Annotated in this window: 18 protein-coding genes; 11 read left to right on the top strand and 7 right to left on the bottom strand. The window is 65.0% G+C overall.

Annotated elements, in window-relative coordinates; genetic code table 11:
• The first annotated feature begins 14 nt into the window (after positions 1–14).
• From CD932_RS20460 to CD932_RS20480, 5 genes are all read left to right on the top strand, one after another.
• The gene (locus CD932_RS20460; RefSeq protein ID WP_094444651.1) at positions 15–1,106 is read left to right on the top strand and encodes a porin; all 1,092 of its coding nucleotides are present in this window, start codon (positions 15–17) and stop codon (positions 1,104–1,106) included.
• Positions 1,107–1,213: 107 nt separating this feature from the next.
• Positions 1,214–2,080 carry a branched-chain amino acid ABC transporter permease gene (locus tag CD932_RS20465; protein WP_094444652.1) on the top strand — a complete coding sequence of 289 codons (867 nt, stop codon included), beginning with the start codon at positions 1,214–1,216 and terminating at the stop codon, positions 2,078–2,080.
• On the top strand, positions 2,077–3,123 hold the full coding sequence (locus CD932_RS20470; protein WP_094444653.1) for a branched-chain amino acid ABC transporter permease: 1,047 nt from the start codon (positions 2,077–2,079) through the stop codon (positions 3,121–3,123). Before CD932_RS20465 ends, CD932_RS20470 begins: the two co-directional genes overlap by 4 nt.
• The gene (locus tag CD932_RS20475) at positions 3,120–3,878 is read left to right on the top strand and encodes an ABC transporter ATP-binding protein (RefSeq protein WP_094444654.1); all 759 of its coding nucleotides are present in this window, start codon (positions 3,120–3,122) and stop codon (positions 3,876–3,878) included. Before CD932_RS20470 ends, CD932_RS20475 begins: the two co-directional genes overlap by 4 nt.
• The gene (locus CD932_RS20480; RefSeq protein WP_094444655.1) at positions 3,871–4,572 is read left to right on the top strand and encodes an ABC transporter ATP-binding protein; all 702 of its coding nucleotides are present in this window, start codon (positions 3,871–3,873) and stop codon (positions 4,570–4,572) included. The genes CD932_RS20475 and CD932_RS20480 overlap by 8 nt, the downstream gene beginning before the upstream one ends.
• 125 nt (positions 4,573–4,697) lie before the next feature.
• Here CD932_RS20480 and CD932_RS20485 read toward each other — a convergent pair whose 3' ends face one another.
• Both CD932_RS20485 and CD932_RS20490 read right to left on the bottom strand, forming a co-directional pair.
• Positions 4,698–5,159, bottom strand: coding sequence for a cache domain-containing protein (locus CD932_RS20485; RefSeq protein ID WP_094444656.1), 462 nt, complete (start codon positions 5,157–5,159; stop codon positions 4,698–4,700).
• A 115-nt stretch (positions 5,160–5,274) separates the two neighbouring features.
• Positions 5,275–5,775: a MarR family winged helix-turn-helix transcriptional regulator gene (locus CD932_RS20490; protein ID WP_094444657.1), complete on the bottom strand. Its 501-nt coding sequence runs from the start codon at positions 5,773–5,775 to the stop codon at positions 5,275–5,277.
• Between the two features lie 320 nt (positions 5,776–6,095).
• On the opposite strand from CD932_RS20490, the gene CD932_RS20495 reads away from it, so the two are divergent.
• The 5 genes from CD932_RS20495 (at position 6,096) to CD932_RS20515 (ending at position 10,091) form a co-directional block, all read left to right on the top strand.
• On the top strand, positions 6,096–7,127 hold the full coding sequence (locus CD932_RS20495; RefSeq protein WP_094444658.1) for an aromatic ring-hydroxylating dioxygenase subunit alpha: 1,032 nt from the start codon (positions 6,096–6,098) through the stop codon (positions 7,125–7,127).
• Complete coding sequence (locus CD932_RS20500) at positions 7,124–8,086, top strand: PDR/VanB family oxidoreductase (RefSeq protein ID WP_094444659.1); 963 nt, start codon at positions 7,124–7,126, stop codon at positions 8,084–8,086. Before CD932_RS20495 ends, CD932_RS20500 begins: the two co-directional genes overlap by 4 nt.
• 28 nt (positions 8,087–8,114) lie before the next feature.
• Positions 8,115–9,302, top strand: a complete 1,188-nt coding sequence (locus CD932_RS20505) for an ABC transporter substrate-binding protein (protein WP_094444660.1) — start codon at positions 8,115–8,117, stop codon at positions 9,300–9,302.
• 119 nt (positions 9,303–9,421) lie between these two features.
• Positions 9,422–9,673 carry a hypothetical protein gene (locus tag CD932_RS20510; RefSeq protein WP_094444661.1) on the top strand — a complete coding sequence of 84 codons (252 nt, stop codon included), beginning with the start codon at positions 9,422–9,424 and terminating at the stop codon, positions 9,671–9,673.
• Positions 9,674–9,701: 28 nt separating this feature from the next.
• Complete coding sequence (locus CD932_RS20515; RefSeq protein ID WP_094444662.1) at positions 9,702–10,091, top strand: hypothetical protein; 390 nt, start codon at positions 9,702–9,704, stop codon at positions 10,089–10,091.
• 38 nt (positions 10,092–10,129) lie between these two features.
• Here CD932_RS20515 and CD932_RS20520 read toward each other — a convergent pair whose 3' ends face one another.
• Genes CD932_RS20520 through pcaH form a run of 4 tightly spaced genes read right to left on the bottom strand, consistent with a single transcriptional unit; the run spans position 10,130 to position 14,095 of the window.
• Positions 10,130–11,401: an alpha/beta fold hydrolase gene (locus tag CD932_RS20520; RefSeq protein WP_094444663.1), complete on the bottom strand. Its 1,272-nt coding sequence runs from the start codon at positions 11,399–11,401 to the stop codon at positions 10,130–10,132.
• Between the two features lie 53 nt (positions 11,402–11,454).
• On the bottom strand, positions 11,455–12,837 hold the full coding sequence (locus tag CD932_RS20525) for a lyase family protein (protein ID WP_094444664.1): 1,383 nt from the start codon (positions 12,835–12,837) through the stop codon (positions 11,455–11,457).
• Positions 12,838–12,855: 18 nt separating this feature from the next.
• Entirely contained in the window at positions 12,856–13,377 is a 522-nt protein-coding gene (locus CD932_RS20530; RefSeq protein ID WP_094445284.1) for a protocatechuate 3,4-dioxygenase, read from the bottom strand.
• A gap of 25 nt (positions 13,378–13,402) precedes the next feature.
• A complete protein-coding gene (pcaH, locus tag CD932_RS20535) occupies positions 13,403–14,095 on the bottom strand; it encodes a protocatechuate 3,4-dioxygenase subunit beta (RefSeq protein ID WP_094444665.1) in 693 nt (230 codons plus the stop codon).
• A gap of 142 nt (positions 14,096–14,237) precedes the next feature.
• On the opposite strand from pcaH, the gene CD932_RS20540 reads away from it, so the two are divergent.
• On the top strand, positions 14,238–15,011 hold the full coding sequence (locus tag CD932_RS20540) for an IclR family transcriptional regulator C-terminal domain-containing protein (RefSeq protein ID WP_094445285.1): 774 nt from the start codon (positions 14,238–14,240) through the stop codon (positions 15,009–15,011).
• 80 nt (positions 15,012–15,091) lie between these two features.
• On the opposite strand, the gene CD932_RS20545 is transcribed toward CD932_RS20540, so the two are convergent.
• Complete coding sequence (locus CD932_RS20545) at positions 15,092–15,979, bottom strand: helix-turn-helix domain-containing protein (protein ID WP_094444666.1); 888 nt, start codon at positions 15,977–15,979, stop codon at positions 15,092–15,094.
• Positions 15,980–15,987 lie beyond the last annotated feature (8 nt).

The following is a 15,987-nucleotide window of genomic DNA, read 5'->3' on the forward strand; positions in this document are numbered from 1 at the left end:
AACAGGAGACTAAAATGAAGAAAGCAATCTGCTGCGCGGCAGCGCTGCTGGCCGGAGTCGGCGCATCTGCCGCGATGGCGCAAAGTAGCGTCACGGTGTATGGCCTGATCGATACCGGCCTGGTGTACACCAACAACGTCAATGCCGCTGGCGCCAACGCCACCAAGATGCCGTCGCTGACGGGTTCGTTCCCGTCGCGCCTGGGGTTCCGCGGCACCGAGGATCTGGGCAATGGCTTGCAGGCGGTGTTCACGCTGGAGCAGGGACTGTCGCCGGACACCGGCGCCATGGGACAGGGCAATCGCCTGTTTGGCCGCCAGGCGACGGTGGGATTGAAGGGCGCCTTCGGCACCGTGACGCTGGGGCGCCAGATCAACATGACCTATCTCGCGGGGCAGAAGGCCGATGTGCTGGGCCCCAACCTGTTCGCGATCGGCAGCATCGATCCCTATCTGCCCAATGCGCGCAGCGACAACGCCATTGGCTACCTGGGCAACTTCAATAACGTGGTGATCGGCGCTACCTACAGCACCGGCCGCGACGCGTCGGCCGCAGGCGGCCCTGCCGCCACCGGCTGCCCGGGCGAAGTGGCCGGCAATGCCAGGGCTTGCCGCCAGGTCACCGGCCTGCTGGGCTATGAGACGGCGGACTACGGCTTGAACACTTCCTACGATATCCTGTATGGCAACGTCGGCGCGGCCGGCGGCCTGACCAGCAGCGACAACAGCGACAAGCGCATTACCGTGAACGGTTATGTGAAGGTGGGCGCGGCCAAGATCGGCGCCGGCCTGATAGAGCGCAGCACGCGCGCGGCCACCGGCCTGACCGAGTCGGATCTGTACTACCTGGGTGTCAGCTATCCGATGACGCCGTTGTCCACGCTCGATGTGCAGGTGGCGCGCCGCGACACCAGGAACAGCAGCTCGGACGTGGATATGGTGGTCGCGCGCCTGACCTACTACCTGTCCAGGCGCAGCGCCGTGTATGGCGCATTGGGCCGCATGAACAATTCCGGCACGTCGGCGGTGGCGCTGGACGCGGGCGGCACCGTCGGCGCGGGCTTGTCGCAGAATGGCATCATGGCCGGCCTGCGCCACAGCTTCTGAGGAGCACGTTGCCATGGCAGCAGTATCGAGAGTTCCTGGGCTGTGCGCAACAGCACCGAGCGGAGGAGATAAAAAATGAAACAACAAAAACAGGACAGGAGGCGGACATGCTAGCCAATTTTGCCGGCGTGCTATTTGACGGCATTGCCTATGGCAGCCTGCTGTTCCTTATCAGCGTGGGCTTGTCGGTCACGATGGGCATGATGAACTTCATTAACCTGGCCCACGGCGCCTTTGCCATGCTGGGCGGCTATGTCAGCGTGACCGTGCTGGCGCGCCTGGGCGTGCCCTTCCTGGCTTCGCTGCCGCTGGCCTTCCTGGCCTCCGCCTTGGCCGGGCTGGTGCTCGAGCGCCTGCTGTATCGCCGTCTGTACCAGGCCAGCCATCTGGACCAGGTGCTGTTCTCGATCGGCCTGACCTTCATGTCGGTGGCCGGCGCGACCTGGCTGTTCGGTCCGTCCCAGCAGCCGGTGACCTTGCCGGACTGGCTGCGCGGGCAGGTATCGCTGCCGGGACTGGACGTGGGGGCGTATCGCCTGTTCCTGATCGCGGTGGTGGTGCTGGTCACGCTGGCGCTGGGACTGCTGATCGAGCGCACCCGTTTCGGCGCACAGATCCGCGCGGCGGTGGACAACCAAACCGCCTCGCGCGGCCTGGGAATCAACGTCAGCCTGGTGTTCAGCCTGACCTTTGCGCTCGGTTCCGGCCTGGCCGGCCTGGGCGGCGGCCTGGGGATCGACGTGCTGGGACTCGATCCCGCCTTCCCCGTCAAGTACATGGTCTACTTCCTGCTGGTGGTGGCGGTCGGCGGCGCAGGCACCATCAAGGGGCCGCTGCTGGCAGCGCTGATACTCGGCGTGTTCGACGTGGCCGGCAAATATTATGTGCCGCAGGTGGGCGCCTTCGTCATCTACGGCTTGATGGTGGTGCTGCTGATCCTGTTCCCGGCCGGCCTGATGCGGAGGAAAGCATGAACGCCTTCAGCAACACCGCCGTCAAGCCGGCGCCTGTTCCCGCCGGCCAGACTGCGCTCCAGCCTTCAATCATGCCTCGTCCGCGCCTGCCCAACGACCGCTGGTCCGCGCTGGAAGTGGCCTTCTGGCTGCTGCCGGTGGTCGCGTATTTTGCCTTTCCCGGCTACCTGGTGCTGATCAGCCAGATCATGATCATCGGCCTGTTCGCACTGTCGCTGGACCTGATACTGGGCTACGCCGGCATCGTCTCGCTGGGCCATGCCGCCTTCTTCGGCCTGGGCGCCTACACTGCCGGGCTGCTGTCGGTGCATGGCTGGAGCGAGCCGCTGAGCGGCCTGCTGGCCGGCGCCGTGGTGGCGGGCCTGTTCGGTTTCGTTCTGTCGTTCCTGGTGGTACGCGGCCAGGACCTGACCCGTTTGATGGTCACGCTGGGCATCGGTTTGATGCTGTTCGAGGCGGCCAACAAGGCGTCCTTCCTGACGGGCGGAGTGGATGGCTTGTCCGGCATGATGGTCGGTAAATTGTTTGGCGTCTTCGAGTTCGATTTGAACGGCAACGTCGCTTATTGCTACAGCTTTGCGGTGCTGTTCCTCGTGTTCGTGGTGCTGCGCCGGGTGGTGAAGTCGCCGTTCGGGCTGAGCCTGATCGGCATCCGCGAGGGCGCGCGCCGCATGCCGGCGCTGGGCGTCAACGTCAACCGCCGCCTGGTGGCCGTGTTCACGCTCGCCGCCACGGTGGCCGGCCTGGCGGGCGCGCTGCTGGCGCAGACCACCCAGTTCGTCGGCCTGGACTCGCTGGGCTTTCCGCGCTCGGCCGAGCTGCTGATCATGCTGGTACTGGGCGGGACCGGACGGCTGTACGGGGCGCTGGTGGGCGCTGCCGTGTTCATGCTGGCGCAAGACTATATCTCGGGCCTGAATCCGGCCTACTGGCAGTTTTATATCGGCCTGCTGCTGGTGGTGATCGTGCTGTTCGCGCGCGGCGGCATCCTGGGCGGGCTGGAAAAAATGGCGGGTCGTTTCAAACGGAAGGAGCAGGCATGAGCGGCGACATCACACTGCGTACCGAAGGCTTGACCAAGTGCTGGGGCCCGTTCGTCGCCAACAGCGACGTCAGCCTGACCTTCGCGCCCGGCGCGCGCCATGCGCTGATCGGCCCCAACGGCGCCGGCAAGACCACCTTCATCAACCTGCTGACGGGCGGCTTGATGCCCAGCAGCGGCAAGGTGTATCTGGGCGGCGAAGACATCACTGCGTTGGCGCAGCACCAGCGGGTTCAGCGCGGCATGACGCGCACCTTCCAGCTCAACACCCTGTTCGCCGGCATGACGGTGCTCGAATCGGTGGTGCTGGCCATTTGCGAGCGGCGGGGCCTGCAATCGGTCTGGTACCGGACGGTTGCCAGCCAGACCGACGTGATCGACGAGGCGCTGGCCCTGCTGGCCACCCTCAAACTGAGCGACCAGGCCAACAACATCACGCGCAGCATGGCCTACGGCAAGCAGCGGCTGGTGGAAATCGCGCTGGCGCTGGCCACCAAGCCGCGCATTTTGCTGCTGGACGAACCGGCCGCCGGCATCCCGCAGGCGGAAAGCCAGGAGCTGTTCGAAGTGCTGACCCAGCTGCCGCGTGACGTCACGGTGCTGTTTATCGAGCACGACATGGGGCTGGTGTTCCGCTTCGCCGACCGCATCACGGTGCTGGTGGGCGGCAAGGTGCTCACCGAGGGCACGCCGGCGCAGATCGCGGCCGACCCGCGCGTCAAGGAAGTTTACCTGGGAGAGGCGGAACATGGCTGAATTACTGGTGCTCGATAAAGTCACGGCCGGGTATGGCGAGTCTGTCGTGCTGGAGGACGTGTCGTTTGCATTGAACGAGGGCGACAGCCTGGCGCTATTGGGTCGCAACGGCGTCGGCAAGACCAGCCTGCTGGTGACGCTGATGGGATTGACGCGGCTGCACGGCGGCGCCATCCGCTGGGCCGGCAGCGACATCGCGCGCATGCCGACCCACCGGCGCGCGCGCGCCGGCCTGGGCTGGGTGCCGCAGGAACGCCACATGTTCCCGTCGCTGACGGTGGAGGAGCATCTGACGGTGGTGGCGCGGCCCGGCCGCTGGAATCTGCAGAAAATTTACCAGATCTTCCCGCGCCTGTTCGAACGCCGCGCCAACATGGGCAACCAGTTGTCGGGCGGCGAACAGCAAATGGTGGCGATCGCGCGCGCGCTGATGACCAATCCGCGTATCCTGCTGCTGGACGAGCCGATGGAAGGCCTGGCGCCCATCATCGTGCAGGAGCTGGTGCGGGTGATCCGCAAGCTGGTGCGGGAGGAGGGCCTGTCGGTGATCGTGGTCGAGCAGCATGCGCGGCTGGCCTTGTCGCTGACGCAGCGCGCCATCGTGCTCGACCGCGGCCGCATCGTGCATGACTCGGACAGCGCAAGCCTGCTGGCCGATGGCGACAAGCTGGACCGGCTGGTGGCGGTGGCCTGAGGCCGGCGGCGGCCCACCCGGGCCGCCACCGGCTGCATCTGACCATGCAGCGACTCCGGCAGCCAAGGGATAAAAAAGCCGCAGAACCAAAGCTGCCTGACTTGCCCATTTGTGACGCTGCAAGACTATTTCTTGTAGATGCCCACGCCCACCACGTATTTATCCGCAGCCTTGCGAACGTAGGACGTTTTCGGTTCCATCGCCTTGGTGAGCGGATTGACCCATATATAGTCGACCCAGCCCTGCTGGTTCGACATGGCGATGTCGCGCATCTCTTTCGTGAAGTACTTGCCGTTGGCATCTTTCAGTCCCGACATGTCCTTGCCGTTCATTTTAGGATTGTCGGCGTGGCAGGTCATCTTCAGTTGCGCATCCTGGACGAACACATACAACTCGCCCTGAATATAGCCGCCCTTGGGGTCTGCAAAATCCTTGCAGGCTTGCTCGATGCCTTTCTTCTGAATGTTTGCCACCGCTTTGTCGACCAGCGCGATGACGTCGGCCTTGCTGGCGGTTTGTGCCGATGCGGGCAGCATGATGGCCAGCAGCAGCGTGCCGGCTATTTTGGAGATGGAAAATGACTTCATGGGTTCCTTGGTATGGTGAGCACACTGCGGCCGTCTGGCGGGCCGCTGACTGTCATCGTACCGCACTCAATGTGCGATTGACATCGTTTTGCGCCATAGACGAACGCTATCGCCATCAAGCCTCGCGCCTTGCCAGCGGGGCGCGGCTTTGATCGTTGTTTTCCTGTACCAGCTTGCTCAGCAGCGCCATGAACTGCAGCTGTTCCGGGGCGCTGAGCGGCGCCAGCAGGCGGCGCCGCAAGCGCTGCGCGCCCGGTATCAGATCGGCCAGCAGCTGTTCGCCGGTGGCCGTGATGGCCAGGGCGCGCTGGCGGCGGTTGCTCGGTATCACGGTGCGCGTCAGCAGTCCTTTTTCCTCCAGCCTCGCGCAGACGGTGGCGCCGGTCGAGGTGTCGATGCCGCTGATGGCCGATAGAGACACCTGGTCGATGCCGGCGTGGCTCTCCAGGCTGCGCAGCATCGCATACTGCACCGGAGTCAGCTCATCGCCCATTTCGTCGTGAAAAATCGACACCGAGATTTGCTGCGCGCGGCGCAGCAAATGGCCGGGATGTTCGTACAGGTTGGTTAGCCGGCTCTCGGTCTGTTTCTCTGCTTGTTTCTCAGTCTGTGCCATGGTCTTGCTCCTCCCGCTGTGCTAAGTAAGTACGCATAAATTCTTGTGCATTCTGACTTCCATAACCGGCGCTCTGCGGCGTTGCCCGCTGCTCGCAGTGCTCGCACTGCGTCGCATAGGGCGCCTTGCAGCGCATCCGGTTCTGTTCGTCATAATTTCACAATAATTTCTTTGCACTTACTGAGCTGCGATTGCGTTTGTCGTGATGGCTGTTGCGGCAAAAAGAATTCGTCGCGGGTGTTTACTTCGCCGGTTTCCAGTCTATACTTTATAACATTCAGTACACTGAATGTTAATCGAAAACAGAACAAGGAGACGAGATGTACCCTAAAAATACCTGGTACGTGGCCTGCACCCCGGACGAAATCGAGGGCAAGCCGCTGGGACGCCAGATCTGCGGCGAAAAGATCGTGTTTTATCGTGGCGCCGAGGGTAAGGTGGCGGCGGTGGAGGATTTCTGTCCGCACCGGGGCGCGCCACTGTCGCTGGGCTTCGTGCGCGACGGCCAGCTGGTGTGCGGCTACCACGGCCTGGAAATGGCTTGCGACGGCAAGGTGATCAGCATGCCGGGCCAGCGTGTGCGCGGCTTCCCCTGCATCCGCAGCTATCCGGTGGAGGAGCGCTACGGCTTCATCTGGGTCTGGACCGGCGACAAGGAACTGGCCGACCCGGCGTTGATTCACCACCTCGAATGGGCCGACAATCCGGCCTGGGCCTACGGCGGCGGGATGTATCACATCAACTGCGAATACCGTCTGATGATAGACAACCTGATGGACCTGACCCACGAAACCTATGTGCACGCATCCAGCATCGGCCAGAAGGAAATCGATGAAGCGCCCGTCACCACCCGGGTCGAGGGCGAGCAGGTGATCACCAGCCGCTACATGGAGAACATCATGGCGCCGCCGTTCTGGCGCGCGGCCCTGCGCGGCAATGGCCTGGCGGACGACGTGCCGGTGGACCGCTGGCAGATCTGCCGCTTCACGGCCCCCAGCCATGTGATGATCGAGGTCGGCGTGGCGCATGCGGGCAAGGGCGGCTACCAGGCAGCGCCGCAATACAAGGCGTCGAGCATCGTGGTCGATTTCATCACGCCGGAAAGCGCGACCTCGCACTGGTATTTCTGGGGCATGGCGCGCAATTTCAAGCCGCAAGACCAGCAACTGACGGCCACCATCCGCGAAGGCCAGGGCAAGATCTTCAGCGAGGACCGGGAGATGCTGGAACTGCAGCAGGCGAATATCTTGCGCCATCCGGAACGCAAGCTGCTGATGCTCAATATCGACGCCGGCGGCGTGCAGTCGCGCCGGGTGCTGGACCAGTGGCTGGCGCGGGAGGACGGCGCATGAACGGCGATCTCCTGCAAGTCCGGGTCGAGCGCAAGCAGCAGGAGGCCGAGGATATCTGCAGCTACGAGCTGGTCAGCCCGGACGGCGCGCCGCTGCCGGCATTCACGGCCGGCGCGCATATCGACGTCTACCTCGATTCCGGCCTGGTGCGGCAGTACTCGCTGTGCAATCCGCCGTGGGAGCGCCAGCGCTACCTGATCGGCGTGCTGCGCGATCCTTCCTCGCGCGGCGGCTCGCGCGCCATGCACGACGAGGTGCGCACCGGCGCCATGCTGCGCATCAGCGCGCCGCGCAACCACTTCGCGCTGGCCGAAGCGCCGGCCAGCCTGCTGCTGGCTGGCGGCATCGGCGTCACGCCCATCCTGGCGATGGCCGAAACGCTGGCTGCGCGCCGCGCCGCGTTCGACATGCATTATTGCGCGCGCTCGCCCGAGCGCGCCGCGTTCCGCGCGCGCATCGCCGCCGCGCCTTTTGCGCAGCAGGTGCATTTTCACTACGACAGCGGCGACGTGGCGCAGAAGCTGGACCTGGCGGCGTTGCTGGCGCGGCTGGACCGTGGCACGCACATCTATTTGTGCGGCCCGGCCGGCTTCATCGACCATGTGACGGCTGTCGCCAGGGTTCACGATTGGCCGCAGGACCAGGTGCACCTCGAGTACTTCGGTGCCGCCGCGCCGGCCGCCGACGGCGACCAGGCGTTCGACGTCAAGCTCGCTTCCAGCGGCAAGGTGTACACCATCCCGGCCGGCAGCAGCGTGCTGAAGGTGCTCGGCGAGGCCGGCGTGTTCATTCCCGCTTCCTGCGAGCAGGGCGTATGCGGCACCTGTCTGACACGCGTGCTGGACGGCGTGCCCGAGCACCGCGACCTGTACCTGGATGAAGCGGAACAGGCCGCCAACGACCAGTTCACCCCCTGTTGTTCCCGTTCTAAAACCGCCACCTTGCTGCTGGACCTATAACCAACAACTTGTAAAACGAGGAGACACAATGAGAGACCCTATCAACCGCCAACGCCGCCAGGTGCTGCTGGGCGCGGCCGCCCTGTCGGCCTTGCCCGTTTTGCCCGCCTTTGCCGCCGGCGCCGAGCCGCTGAAGGTGGGCTTGATCGTGCCGATGTCCGGCCCGTTCGCCTCCACCGGCCGCCAGATCGAGGCGGCGGTCAAGCTGTATCTGCAGCAGAACGGCGCCAGTGTCGCCGGCCGCCACGTCGAGATCATCCTCAAGGACGACGGCGGCGTGTCGCCGGACGTGACCAAGCGGCTGGCGCAGGAACTGGTGATGCGCGACAAGGCGCAAGTGCTGGCCGGTTTCGGCCTGACGCCGTTGGCCTTCGCCGCTGCGCCGGTCGCCACCCAGGCCAGGGTGCCGATGATCGTGATGGCCGCCGCCACGTCGGTGATACCGCAGCGCTCGCCGTACATCGTGCGCACCGGCTTTACGCTGGCGCAGGTGACGGCGCCGCTGGCGCAATGGGCTGCCAGGAACAAGATCAGGAGCGTGGTCACGCTGGTCAGCGATTACGGACCCGGGCTGGATGCGGAAAAAGTGTTCGCCAAGGTCTTCAGCGAGGGCGGCGGCAAGCTGGTCGACAGTGTGCGCGCGCCGTTGCGCAATCCCGACTACGCGCCGTTCCTGGCGCGGGTCAGGGACTTGAAGCCGGATGCCTTGTTTGTGTTCGTGCCCTCGGGCGAGGGCGCCGCCGTGCTCAAGCAGTTCACCGAACGGGGGCTGGCGGCCGCCGGCATCCGCCTGATCTGTACCGGCGACGTGCTGGATGACGACCTGATGGCCAGCATCGGCCCGGCCGCCGCCGGCGTGGTCAGCAGCCATCATTATTCGGCCGCCCATGCGTCGGCCGAGAACAAGGCATATGTGGCAGCGTTCGGCAAGGCCAGCCAGGGCATGCGGCCGAATTTCCATTCGGTTGGCGCCTACGATGGCATGCATCTGCTGTACCAGGCGCTGAAGCGGACCGGCGGCGACAGCGACGGCGACAAGCTGCTGGCGGCCATGAAGGGCATGGCCTGGACCAGCGTGCGCGGCCCGGTCAGCATCGACGCCGCCAGCCGCGACATCGTGCAGACGGTCTACCTCCGCAAGGCGGAGCTGGTGGGAGGCGGGTATTACAACGTCGAGTTCGACCAGGTGGAGAAGGTGCGCGATCCTGGGGTTTAGCAGCGCAGAACGCGCCGTTGCCGACACTTGAGGGGGCAGTGAAAAGCTATCCTTTGCTTGCTATTTTACGTAGATGGGACATAATCTATACGTAGAAAATCTTCATTTGGAGGAAATTTATGGCCATTTCATCAACAACCAAACCGGCAGTTCGCCGATCTTCGGTTGAAAAAGTCAGGCTCAACGCCGACCTGTCCCCCGATGTTGCCGACGCGCTCAAGACTCTGGCAAGCTCGCAAAACGTTTCTTTAACTGAGGCATTGAGCCGTGCAATCAGTACCGAAGCGTTTCTGGTTCAACGCAGAAAGCAGGGGGCCAAGGTTGTTTTGGAGCAAGACGGCAAAACGTCGGAATTAATTTTCGCCCGTTAAATATTCCCATATTAAAGACGGGGCAAACATGCAAGCTCAGAATCCAGACGCTGCACCGGAAGCGTCGCCCACCGAGGTTTCCCCTGAAGATGGGCAAGATGCGCCGGACACGGCAGTGTCGGGCGATACGTTAAACGCGACACTGGTGCCTGGTGAGAGCCCGTTCGGCCTTGAAACGCCGGATGAGCAGTACAACCCGGAGCAGTCCAGGGACAAGGCGCGCGCAACAATCACCTATTGGCTGCTGGGCTTGCTTACTTTTTTGTTCATCGCTGCCTTCATCGCTTTTTTTGTTTCTTCCGAGAGGACGTTTGCCAATCTTAAAGTGATGCTTGAAATGCTAATCAGTCCTCTCATTGTGCTGGTATCAGCTGCGACGGGCTTCTATTTCGGAGCGCATTCCGCCAACAAAAAATAGTCGCCTGTTTTCGAACGACGGCTGGCGCTGCTTTTCCGTTAAAGTTCACCGATAAAGCTGCGCACCACATGGCTGAAGACCACCGGCTGCTCGATATAGCTCAGGTGCGATGCCTGTTTCAGCACCTCCAGCCGCGCACCGTCAATGCCGTCGGCCAGCACCTGCGCCATCGCCAGCGGCGTGCCCTGGTCCAGTTCGCCCGCGATCACCAGCGTGGGCGCGGCGATGGCGCCCAGGCGCGCCGTCGTGTCGACGCCGCCGACCGCGTTGCAGCAGCCGATGTAGCCGGCGGCGTCGGTGCTGACCACGCGCCGGCGAAAGCGCGCCACCGTGGCCGCATGGCTGGCGCGGAAGGCGTCGTGGAAGTAGCGTCCCATCACGGCATCGGCGATCGCCTCGATGCCTTGCGCGCGCACCGTGGCGATGCGCTGGCGCCATGCCTCGCGCGCCGCCTCGGGATAGCCGGATGTGGTGTTGGCCAGCACCAGCGCGCGCACCAGGACAGGATGGCGCAGCGCCAGCTCCTGGCCCACCATGGCGCCCATCGACAAGCCCACCCATACTACCGGTCCGGTGTCGAGTTCGCGCAGCATCGCCGCTGCATCGTCGGCCAGGCCCGCCATGTCGTACATGCCCTGCGGCGCCTGCGAGCCGCCGTGGCCGCGATGGTCGTAGGCGATCACGCGGCAATCCTGCGCCAGCTGATTGGCCAGTTCATCCCACATGCTCAAGTCGCAGCCCAGCGCGTGGCTCAGCACCACGGTGTGGCGCGGCGCCTTGCCGCTGCGCGGTTCGCGCAGCGTGTAATGCAGCGCGGCGCCGTCCACCCTGGCTGTGCTGAGGCCGGCGCGGCCGACGCCGGGATGGCTGGTGTCGGCCGGCGCCAGCGGCGCCAGTTCATAGCCGATTTGCGGCCCCACTTCGCGCAGGATCGCCAGCGCATGGCTGAAGGCGGTATTGGCGGCCGGCACGCCGGCATAGATGGCCGACTGTATCAGCACTTCCTTCAGTTCGTCCGGCGTCAAGCGGTTGGCTTCCTCGCCCAGCAGCGCGGCGCGCACGTGCAGTTCGTATTCTTCCCAGCGGCCCAGCGCGATGGTGGTGGCCAGTACGATTGCGCGCCGGGTTTTTTGTTCCAGGCCGGGGCGGCCCCAGATCTCGTGCCAGGCAAACCGCGTGATCAGGTTCTGGAACTCGGCATTGAAGCTGTTGGCGTTGGCCAGCGAGCGGTCTACCCAGGCGTCGCCGAGGATGGCGCGGCGGTTGTTGAGTCCACGCTCGAAGTCGTGGTCGATGGGGGCTAAGCTCATGTGCTGGTCCTTGGGCTGAAATGGGAGATGGGAAGGCGTTCGATGGGGGGTGTTCAACCGGGGGCGTCCAGGGCGGCGATCTCCAGGCGCAGGCGCCGCAACTGCTGTTGCGCCAGCCGTTGCGCCGGCGCGGCGGCGGCGGCCGGATCGAACAGCGCGGCCAGCGCGGCCGGGTCGATGCGCTCGCGCAGGCTGGCGTCGGCTTGCACCGCCTCGGCCAGCAGCTGGGCCAGATGGCGGCCGTCGGCCAGCGCCGCAGCGCTCATTTTTTCCAGCAGGCTGTGGGCGGCCGGTCGGCCGATGGCGGCCGCCAGCCAGACCGAGGCCGCTTCCGCAAACACCAGCCCCTGCAGCGCATCGATATTGCGCAGCATGCGCGCGCAGTCCACCTGCAGCCCGGCGAAGGCGTCGTTCAGCGCTTGCAGGGCGCCGTGGGCGCTGAGGAACAAGCCCGGCCACTCGGCCAGTTCGGCCTGCCAGTTGCCCAGGCCGCGCTCATGCTGCTGTCCCATGCTGGCCAGCAGCGCCGCTGCCCGCTGCGGGGTGCGGGTGGCGGCCGCCAGCGCGATCATGGCCGATACCGGATTGCGCTTGTGCGGCATGGCCGAAGAACCACCGCGGCCATTGCCGGATGGCTCTGCCAGCTCGGCGATTTCGCCCTGAGCCATCAGGCTCAGGTCGGTGGCGACCTTGCCCATGCTGCCTGTCAGCACTGCCACTTCCAGGCCCAGGCGCACCCAGTCGTCGCGCTGCGTGTGCCAGGCGGCGTCGGCCACCTTCAGGCCCAGATCGGCAGCCACCAGAGCGGCCACGGCCGCGCCTTGCTCGCCCATCACCGCCAGCGTGCCGACGGCGCCTCCCAGCTGCAGCTGCAGCGCGCGCGCCGCGCACTCGCGCAGGCGGGCGCGGGCGCGCACCAGCGGCGCCAGCCAGCCGGCCGCCTTGAAGCCGAAGCTGCTCACCTGGGCCGGCTGCATCAGCGTGCGCGCCAGCACCGGCGTGGCGGCGTGCTGTTCGGCCAGCCGCAGCAGGTGTCCGCTCAGCTCGTGCAGGCCGTCGTCCAGCAGTTGCAGCGCATCGCGCGTGGCCAGCACCATGGCGCTGTCGATCGCGTCCTGGCTGGTGCTGCCCCAGTGGACACGGGTGGCTGCCTCGGCGTCGTACAGCGCCACGGTGCGGGTCAGTTCGCGCACCAGCGGGATCGCCAGGCTGCCGGCACGGCGGCCGGCGCTGACGATGGCCTCAATGTCGTACAGCTGCGCATTGCAGACGCCGGCGATGATGCGCGCCGTCTCCGGCGCCAGCATGCCTTGCGCGGCCTGGGCCTGGGCCAGCGCCTGTTCGAAGCGCAGCATGGCTTGCACGATGGCAGCGTCGTCGAACACGGCGATCATGTCCGGCGTGGTAAGAAACTGATCGAATATGGATACGCTCAAGAGAACTCCGCTGCCAGGTCAGACATAGTCGAAGAATGCGGTTTCCTTATCGGACTGCATCCAGATGTCCCAATGATAGACCCCTGGCGCGCTCTTGCGGGCGATCAGGGTGGCGCGGCGCTCGGCCGGCACCTGTTGCAGTATCGCCGATCGGGCCAGGCCGCCGTCATCTTCCAGGAACACGGCGCTGAACTGGTGCTTGACCAGGCCGCGCGCGAACACCGTGATGTAGCTGGCCGGCGCGCCCTCGGCCGGCGTCGCGCATTGCGACAGCTGCAGGCAAAATTCGCCCTGTTCGCCGCTGGCCACGCGGCGAAAGCCCGGCAGCGCCTGGCTCGCTTCGGCGCCGGCCGCCGCCGGCTGCCACGCTTCGATCTGGGCGTCGTTGAGCGGCACGCCGTCGCCGTCGTAGATGGTGCCGCTGATGGTGATGGTGGCGCAGGAGGTTTGCAGCGTGCCGGCGGCGGTCGCGTCGGCCGCCCACTGCCAGGCTTCATGCGAGAACGGGCCGATGGTTTGCGAAGTGGTGATGTGGTTCACGATATTGCTCATGCTGTGTGCTCCTTCAAAGGCCCATGGGCGTGGCGTCGCGGCCGCGCAGTACGATGTCGAATTCATAGCCCAGCATCTTGTCGCTGTCGGTATGTTCCAGGCTGTAGCGGGAAATCAGGCGCTGGCGGGCGGCCGGGTCCTGGATGCTCTGGAAGATGGGGTCGTAGTCGAACAAGGGGTCGCCGGGGAAGTACATTTGCGTGACCAGGCGCTGCGCGTACACATTGCCGAACAGTGAAAAGTGGATGTGCGCCGGACGCCAGGCCTTGTCGTGGTTGCCCCATGGGTAGGGGCCGGGCTTGATGGTGACGAAGCGGTAGCGGCCGTCGTCGTCCGTCATCATCTTGCCGATGCCGTAGAAATTCGGGTCGAGCGGCGCATCGTGCTGGTCCTTCTTGTGCCAGTAGCGGCCGGCCGAATTGCATTGCCACACTTCCAGCAGCGAATTGCGCACCGGCTTGCCGTCTTCATCGACCACGCGGCCGGTGACGACGATCTTCTCGCCCAGCGGCGCGCCCGCACCGTGGGCTGTCAAGTCGATATCGTTGGGCAGCAGGATGCGCGGCGACGGCTTCAGATTGTCCCGCACCGGCTCATCGGCGTGGATGCGCAGCAGCGGCTGGGTCGGACCGCGTTTGAGCGTGGACTTGTAGGGCGGGTAGATCAGTTCCGGATAGACGCCGGACGCGATAGCATCGAATTTCAAGACAGTCTCCTGTGTGTGGGGGGCGTTCAGTGCCAGCCATGGTATGAAATGCCTGCCGCCGCCGCAATACGGCGCGAGTGTGCAATATCCGCTATACGCACAAAATGTGCGATACTCGCACAAATTATTCATTTTCTCAGTCATGGACCCGGAATACGACACTCCCGCTCAGCGTGACCTGGTGGCCAGCCTGGAAAAGGGCTTGCAGGTGATCGCCGCCTTCGACCAGGAGCGCAGCCGCCTGACGATCGCCGAGGTGGCCGAGCGCACCGGCCTGACGCGGGCGGCGGCGCGCCGCTACCTGATCACGCTGACCCACCTGGGCTATATGCGGCATGAGAACAAGCTGTTCGCGCTGACGCCGATGGTGCTGCGCCTGGGCCAGTCCTACCTGCATTCGGCGCGCCTGCCGCGCATCGTGCAGCCCTTGCTGTACCGGCTGGCCTATGCCCAGGGCGAGGCCGCCTCGGTGGGCGTGCTCGATCAAGACCAGCTGGTGTGCGTGGCCGCCGTCAGCGCGGGACAACTGGTGTCGGTCACGCTGCAGCCGGGCACCCGGGTGCCGGCCTATTGCACCGCCAACGGTCGGGTGCTGCTGGCGCACCTGCCGCAGCCGAGAATCGACGAATTCCTGGCGCGTGCGCAGCCGGAGCAGATCACGGAATACACCATCGTCCACAAGGAGCGCCTGGCGCTGGAGCTCGCGCGCGCCCGCGCGCAAGGCTATGCGCTGGTGGACCAGGAGCTGGAACTGGGCTTGCGCACCATCGCCGTGCCGCTGAAGAATTTTCGCGGCGAGATCGTGGCGGCGATGAACATCAGCGTGCATGCCGGCCGCATGCGGCGCGAGCAGATGGTGGAGCGCTGCCTGCCGGCGCTGATCAAGATCCAGGTGGAGTTGAACGCTTTGCTGTAAAGCGGTGCTGGTGTTGGCTTGCATTGCGGGATGTTGCGCCGCCGCCGAATGTTGACTCGGCGGCCGTATCCGTGCCTGATTCAGGCGCTGCGGAATTGCTTGGGCGTCAAACCCATGCGCTTCTTGAACAAGCGGCTGAAGTAGGCCGGGTCCTGGAAGCCCAGCTCATAGGCGATGCTGGCAATGCTGGCCGGCAGGTAGGTCAGCTTGCGGCATGCTTCCAGCATCAGCCGGTCCTGGGCGATGTCGAACGCCGATTTGCCGGACAGTTTGAGGCACAGGCGGTTGAGCCGGGTCGGCGTGGCGCGCAGCGCGCCGGCATATTGGCCGACCTGCCATTGTTCCTTGTAGTGCCGCTCCACCTCGGCGCGGAAGCGGCTGAACAGTTCAAAGTCGCTGCGGCCCGATTGATCGGCGAAGCGGCGCTCGGCGTGCAGCCGCACCAGCAGCAGCAAGGCGCTGCGCGCCAGCCATTCCAGCATCAGCGTGTGGCCGTACTGGGGCCAGGCCGCTTCCGCCAGCAACTGCCGCAGCAGCGCTTCGAGCCGTGCGCACTCCGGCGCCCCGGCCAGGTCGATCGCCAGCGGCTCGACGAACAGTGGCGAATACAGGTCGCCATGGTTTTCCGTCAGCGCGAACACCACGTTCTGGTCCACCGTCAGCACATAGCCGTGCGCCTCGGACGAAAAGTCGAAGCCGTGCACCACCGAGGGGTGGATGGTGATGACGGTCGGCGCCCGGCATTCCCAGGCGGCGCCGTCGATGCTGGCGCGCACTTCGCCTTTGAATAGAAAAAGTACCTGAAAAAGGCCACGGTGGACATGGTTTTCGATGTGCCAGTGGTGCACCCGGCTACGGGTTTCGATCAGTTCGATATGCACGAATTCGGCGTTTTCCCCCCGTGTTTGCTCGCCATAGAGGCCAAACTGGGGGATATCGCGCAGTGCTGGTTTTGCGTTTCTGGCCATGGGCGGGG

Origin of the sequence: Janthinobacterium sp. PC23-8, assembly GCF_002250505.1 — a bacterium.
Taxonomy (GTDB): Bacteria; Pseudomonadota; Gammaproteobacteria; order Burkholderiales; family Burkholderiaceae_D; genus Janthinobacterium.

Excerpts from the sequence above, each read along its gene's own strand:
- CD932_RS20460 (WP_094444651.1), top strand. The coding sequence starts at position 15 with ATGAAGAAAGCAATCTGCTGCGCGGCAGCGCTGCTGGCCGGAGTCGGC.
- CD932_RS20465 (WP_094444652.1), top strand. The coding sequence starts at position 1,214 with ATGCTAGCCAATTTTGCCGGCGTGCTATTTGACGGCATTGCCTATGGC.
- CD932_RS20470 (WP_094444653.1), top strand. The coding sequence starts at position 2,077 with ATGAACGCCTTCAGCAACACCGCCGTCAAGCCGGCGCCTGTTCCCGCC.
- CD932_RS20475 (WP_094444654.1), top strand. The coding sequence starts at position 3,120 with ATGAGCGGCGACATCACACTGCGTACCGAAGGCTTGACCAAGTGCTGG.
- CD932_RS20480 (WP_094444655.1), top strand. The coding sequence starts at position 3,871 with ATGGCTGAATTACTGGTGCTCGATAAAGTCACGGCCGGGTATGGCGAG.
- CD932_RS20485 (WP_094444656.1), bottom strand. The coding sequence starts at position 5,159 with ATGAAGTCATTTTCCATCTCCAAAATAGCCGGCACGCTGCTGCTGGCC.
- CD932_RS20490 (WP_094444657.1), bottom strand. The coding sequence starts at position 5,775 with ATGGCACAGACTGAGAAACAAGCAGAGAAACAGACCGAGAGCCGGCTA.
- CD932_RS20495 (WP_094444658.1), top strand. The coding sequence starts at position 6,096 with ATGTACCCTAAAAATACCTGGTACGTGGCCTGCACCCCGGACGAAATC.
- CD932_RS20500 (WP_094444659.1), top strand. The coding sequence starts at position 7,124 with ATGAACGGCGATCTCCTGCAAGTCCGGGTCGAGCGCAAGCAGCAGGAG.
- CD932_RS20505 (WP_094444660.1), top strand. The coding sequence starts at position 8,115 with ATGAGAGACCCTATCAACCGCCAACGCCGCCAGGTGCTGCTGGGCGCG.
- CD932_RS20510 (WP_094444661.1), top strand. The coding sequence starts at position 9,422 with ATGGCCATTTCATCAACAACCAAACCGGCAGTTCGCCGATCTTCGGTT.
- CD932_RS20515 (WP_094444662.1), top strand. The coding sequence starts at position 9,702 with ATGCAAGCTCAGAATCCAGACGCTGCACCGGAAGCGTCGCCCACCGAG.
- CD932_RS20520 (WP_094444663.1), bottom strand. The coding sequence starts at position 11,401 with ATGAGCTTAGCCCCCATCGACCACGACTTCGAGCGTGGACTCAACAAC.
- CD932_RS20540 (WP_094445285.1), top strand. The coding sequence starts at position 14,238 with ATGGACCCGGAATACGACACTCCCGCTCAGCGTGACCTGGTGGCCAGC.
- CD932_RS20545 (WP_094444666.1), bottom strand. The coding sequence starts at position 15,979 with ATGGCCAGAAACGCAAAACCAGCACTGCGCGATATCCCCCAGTTTGGC.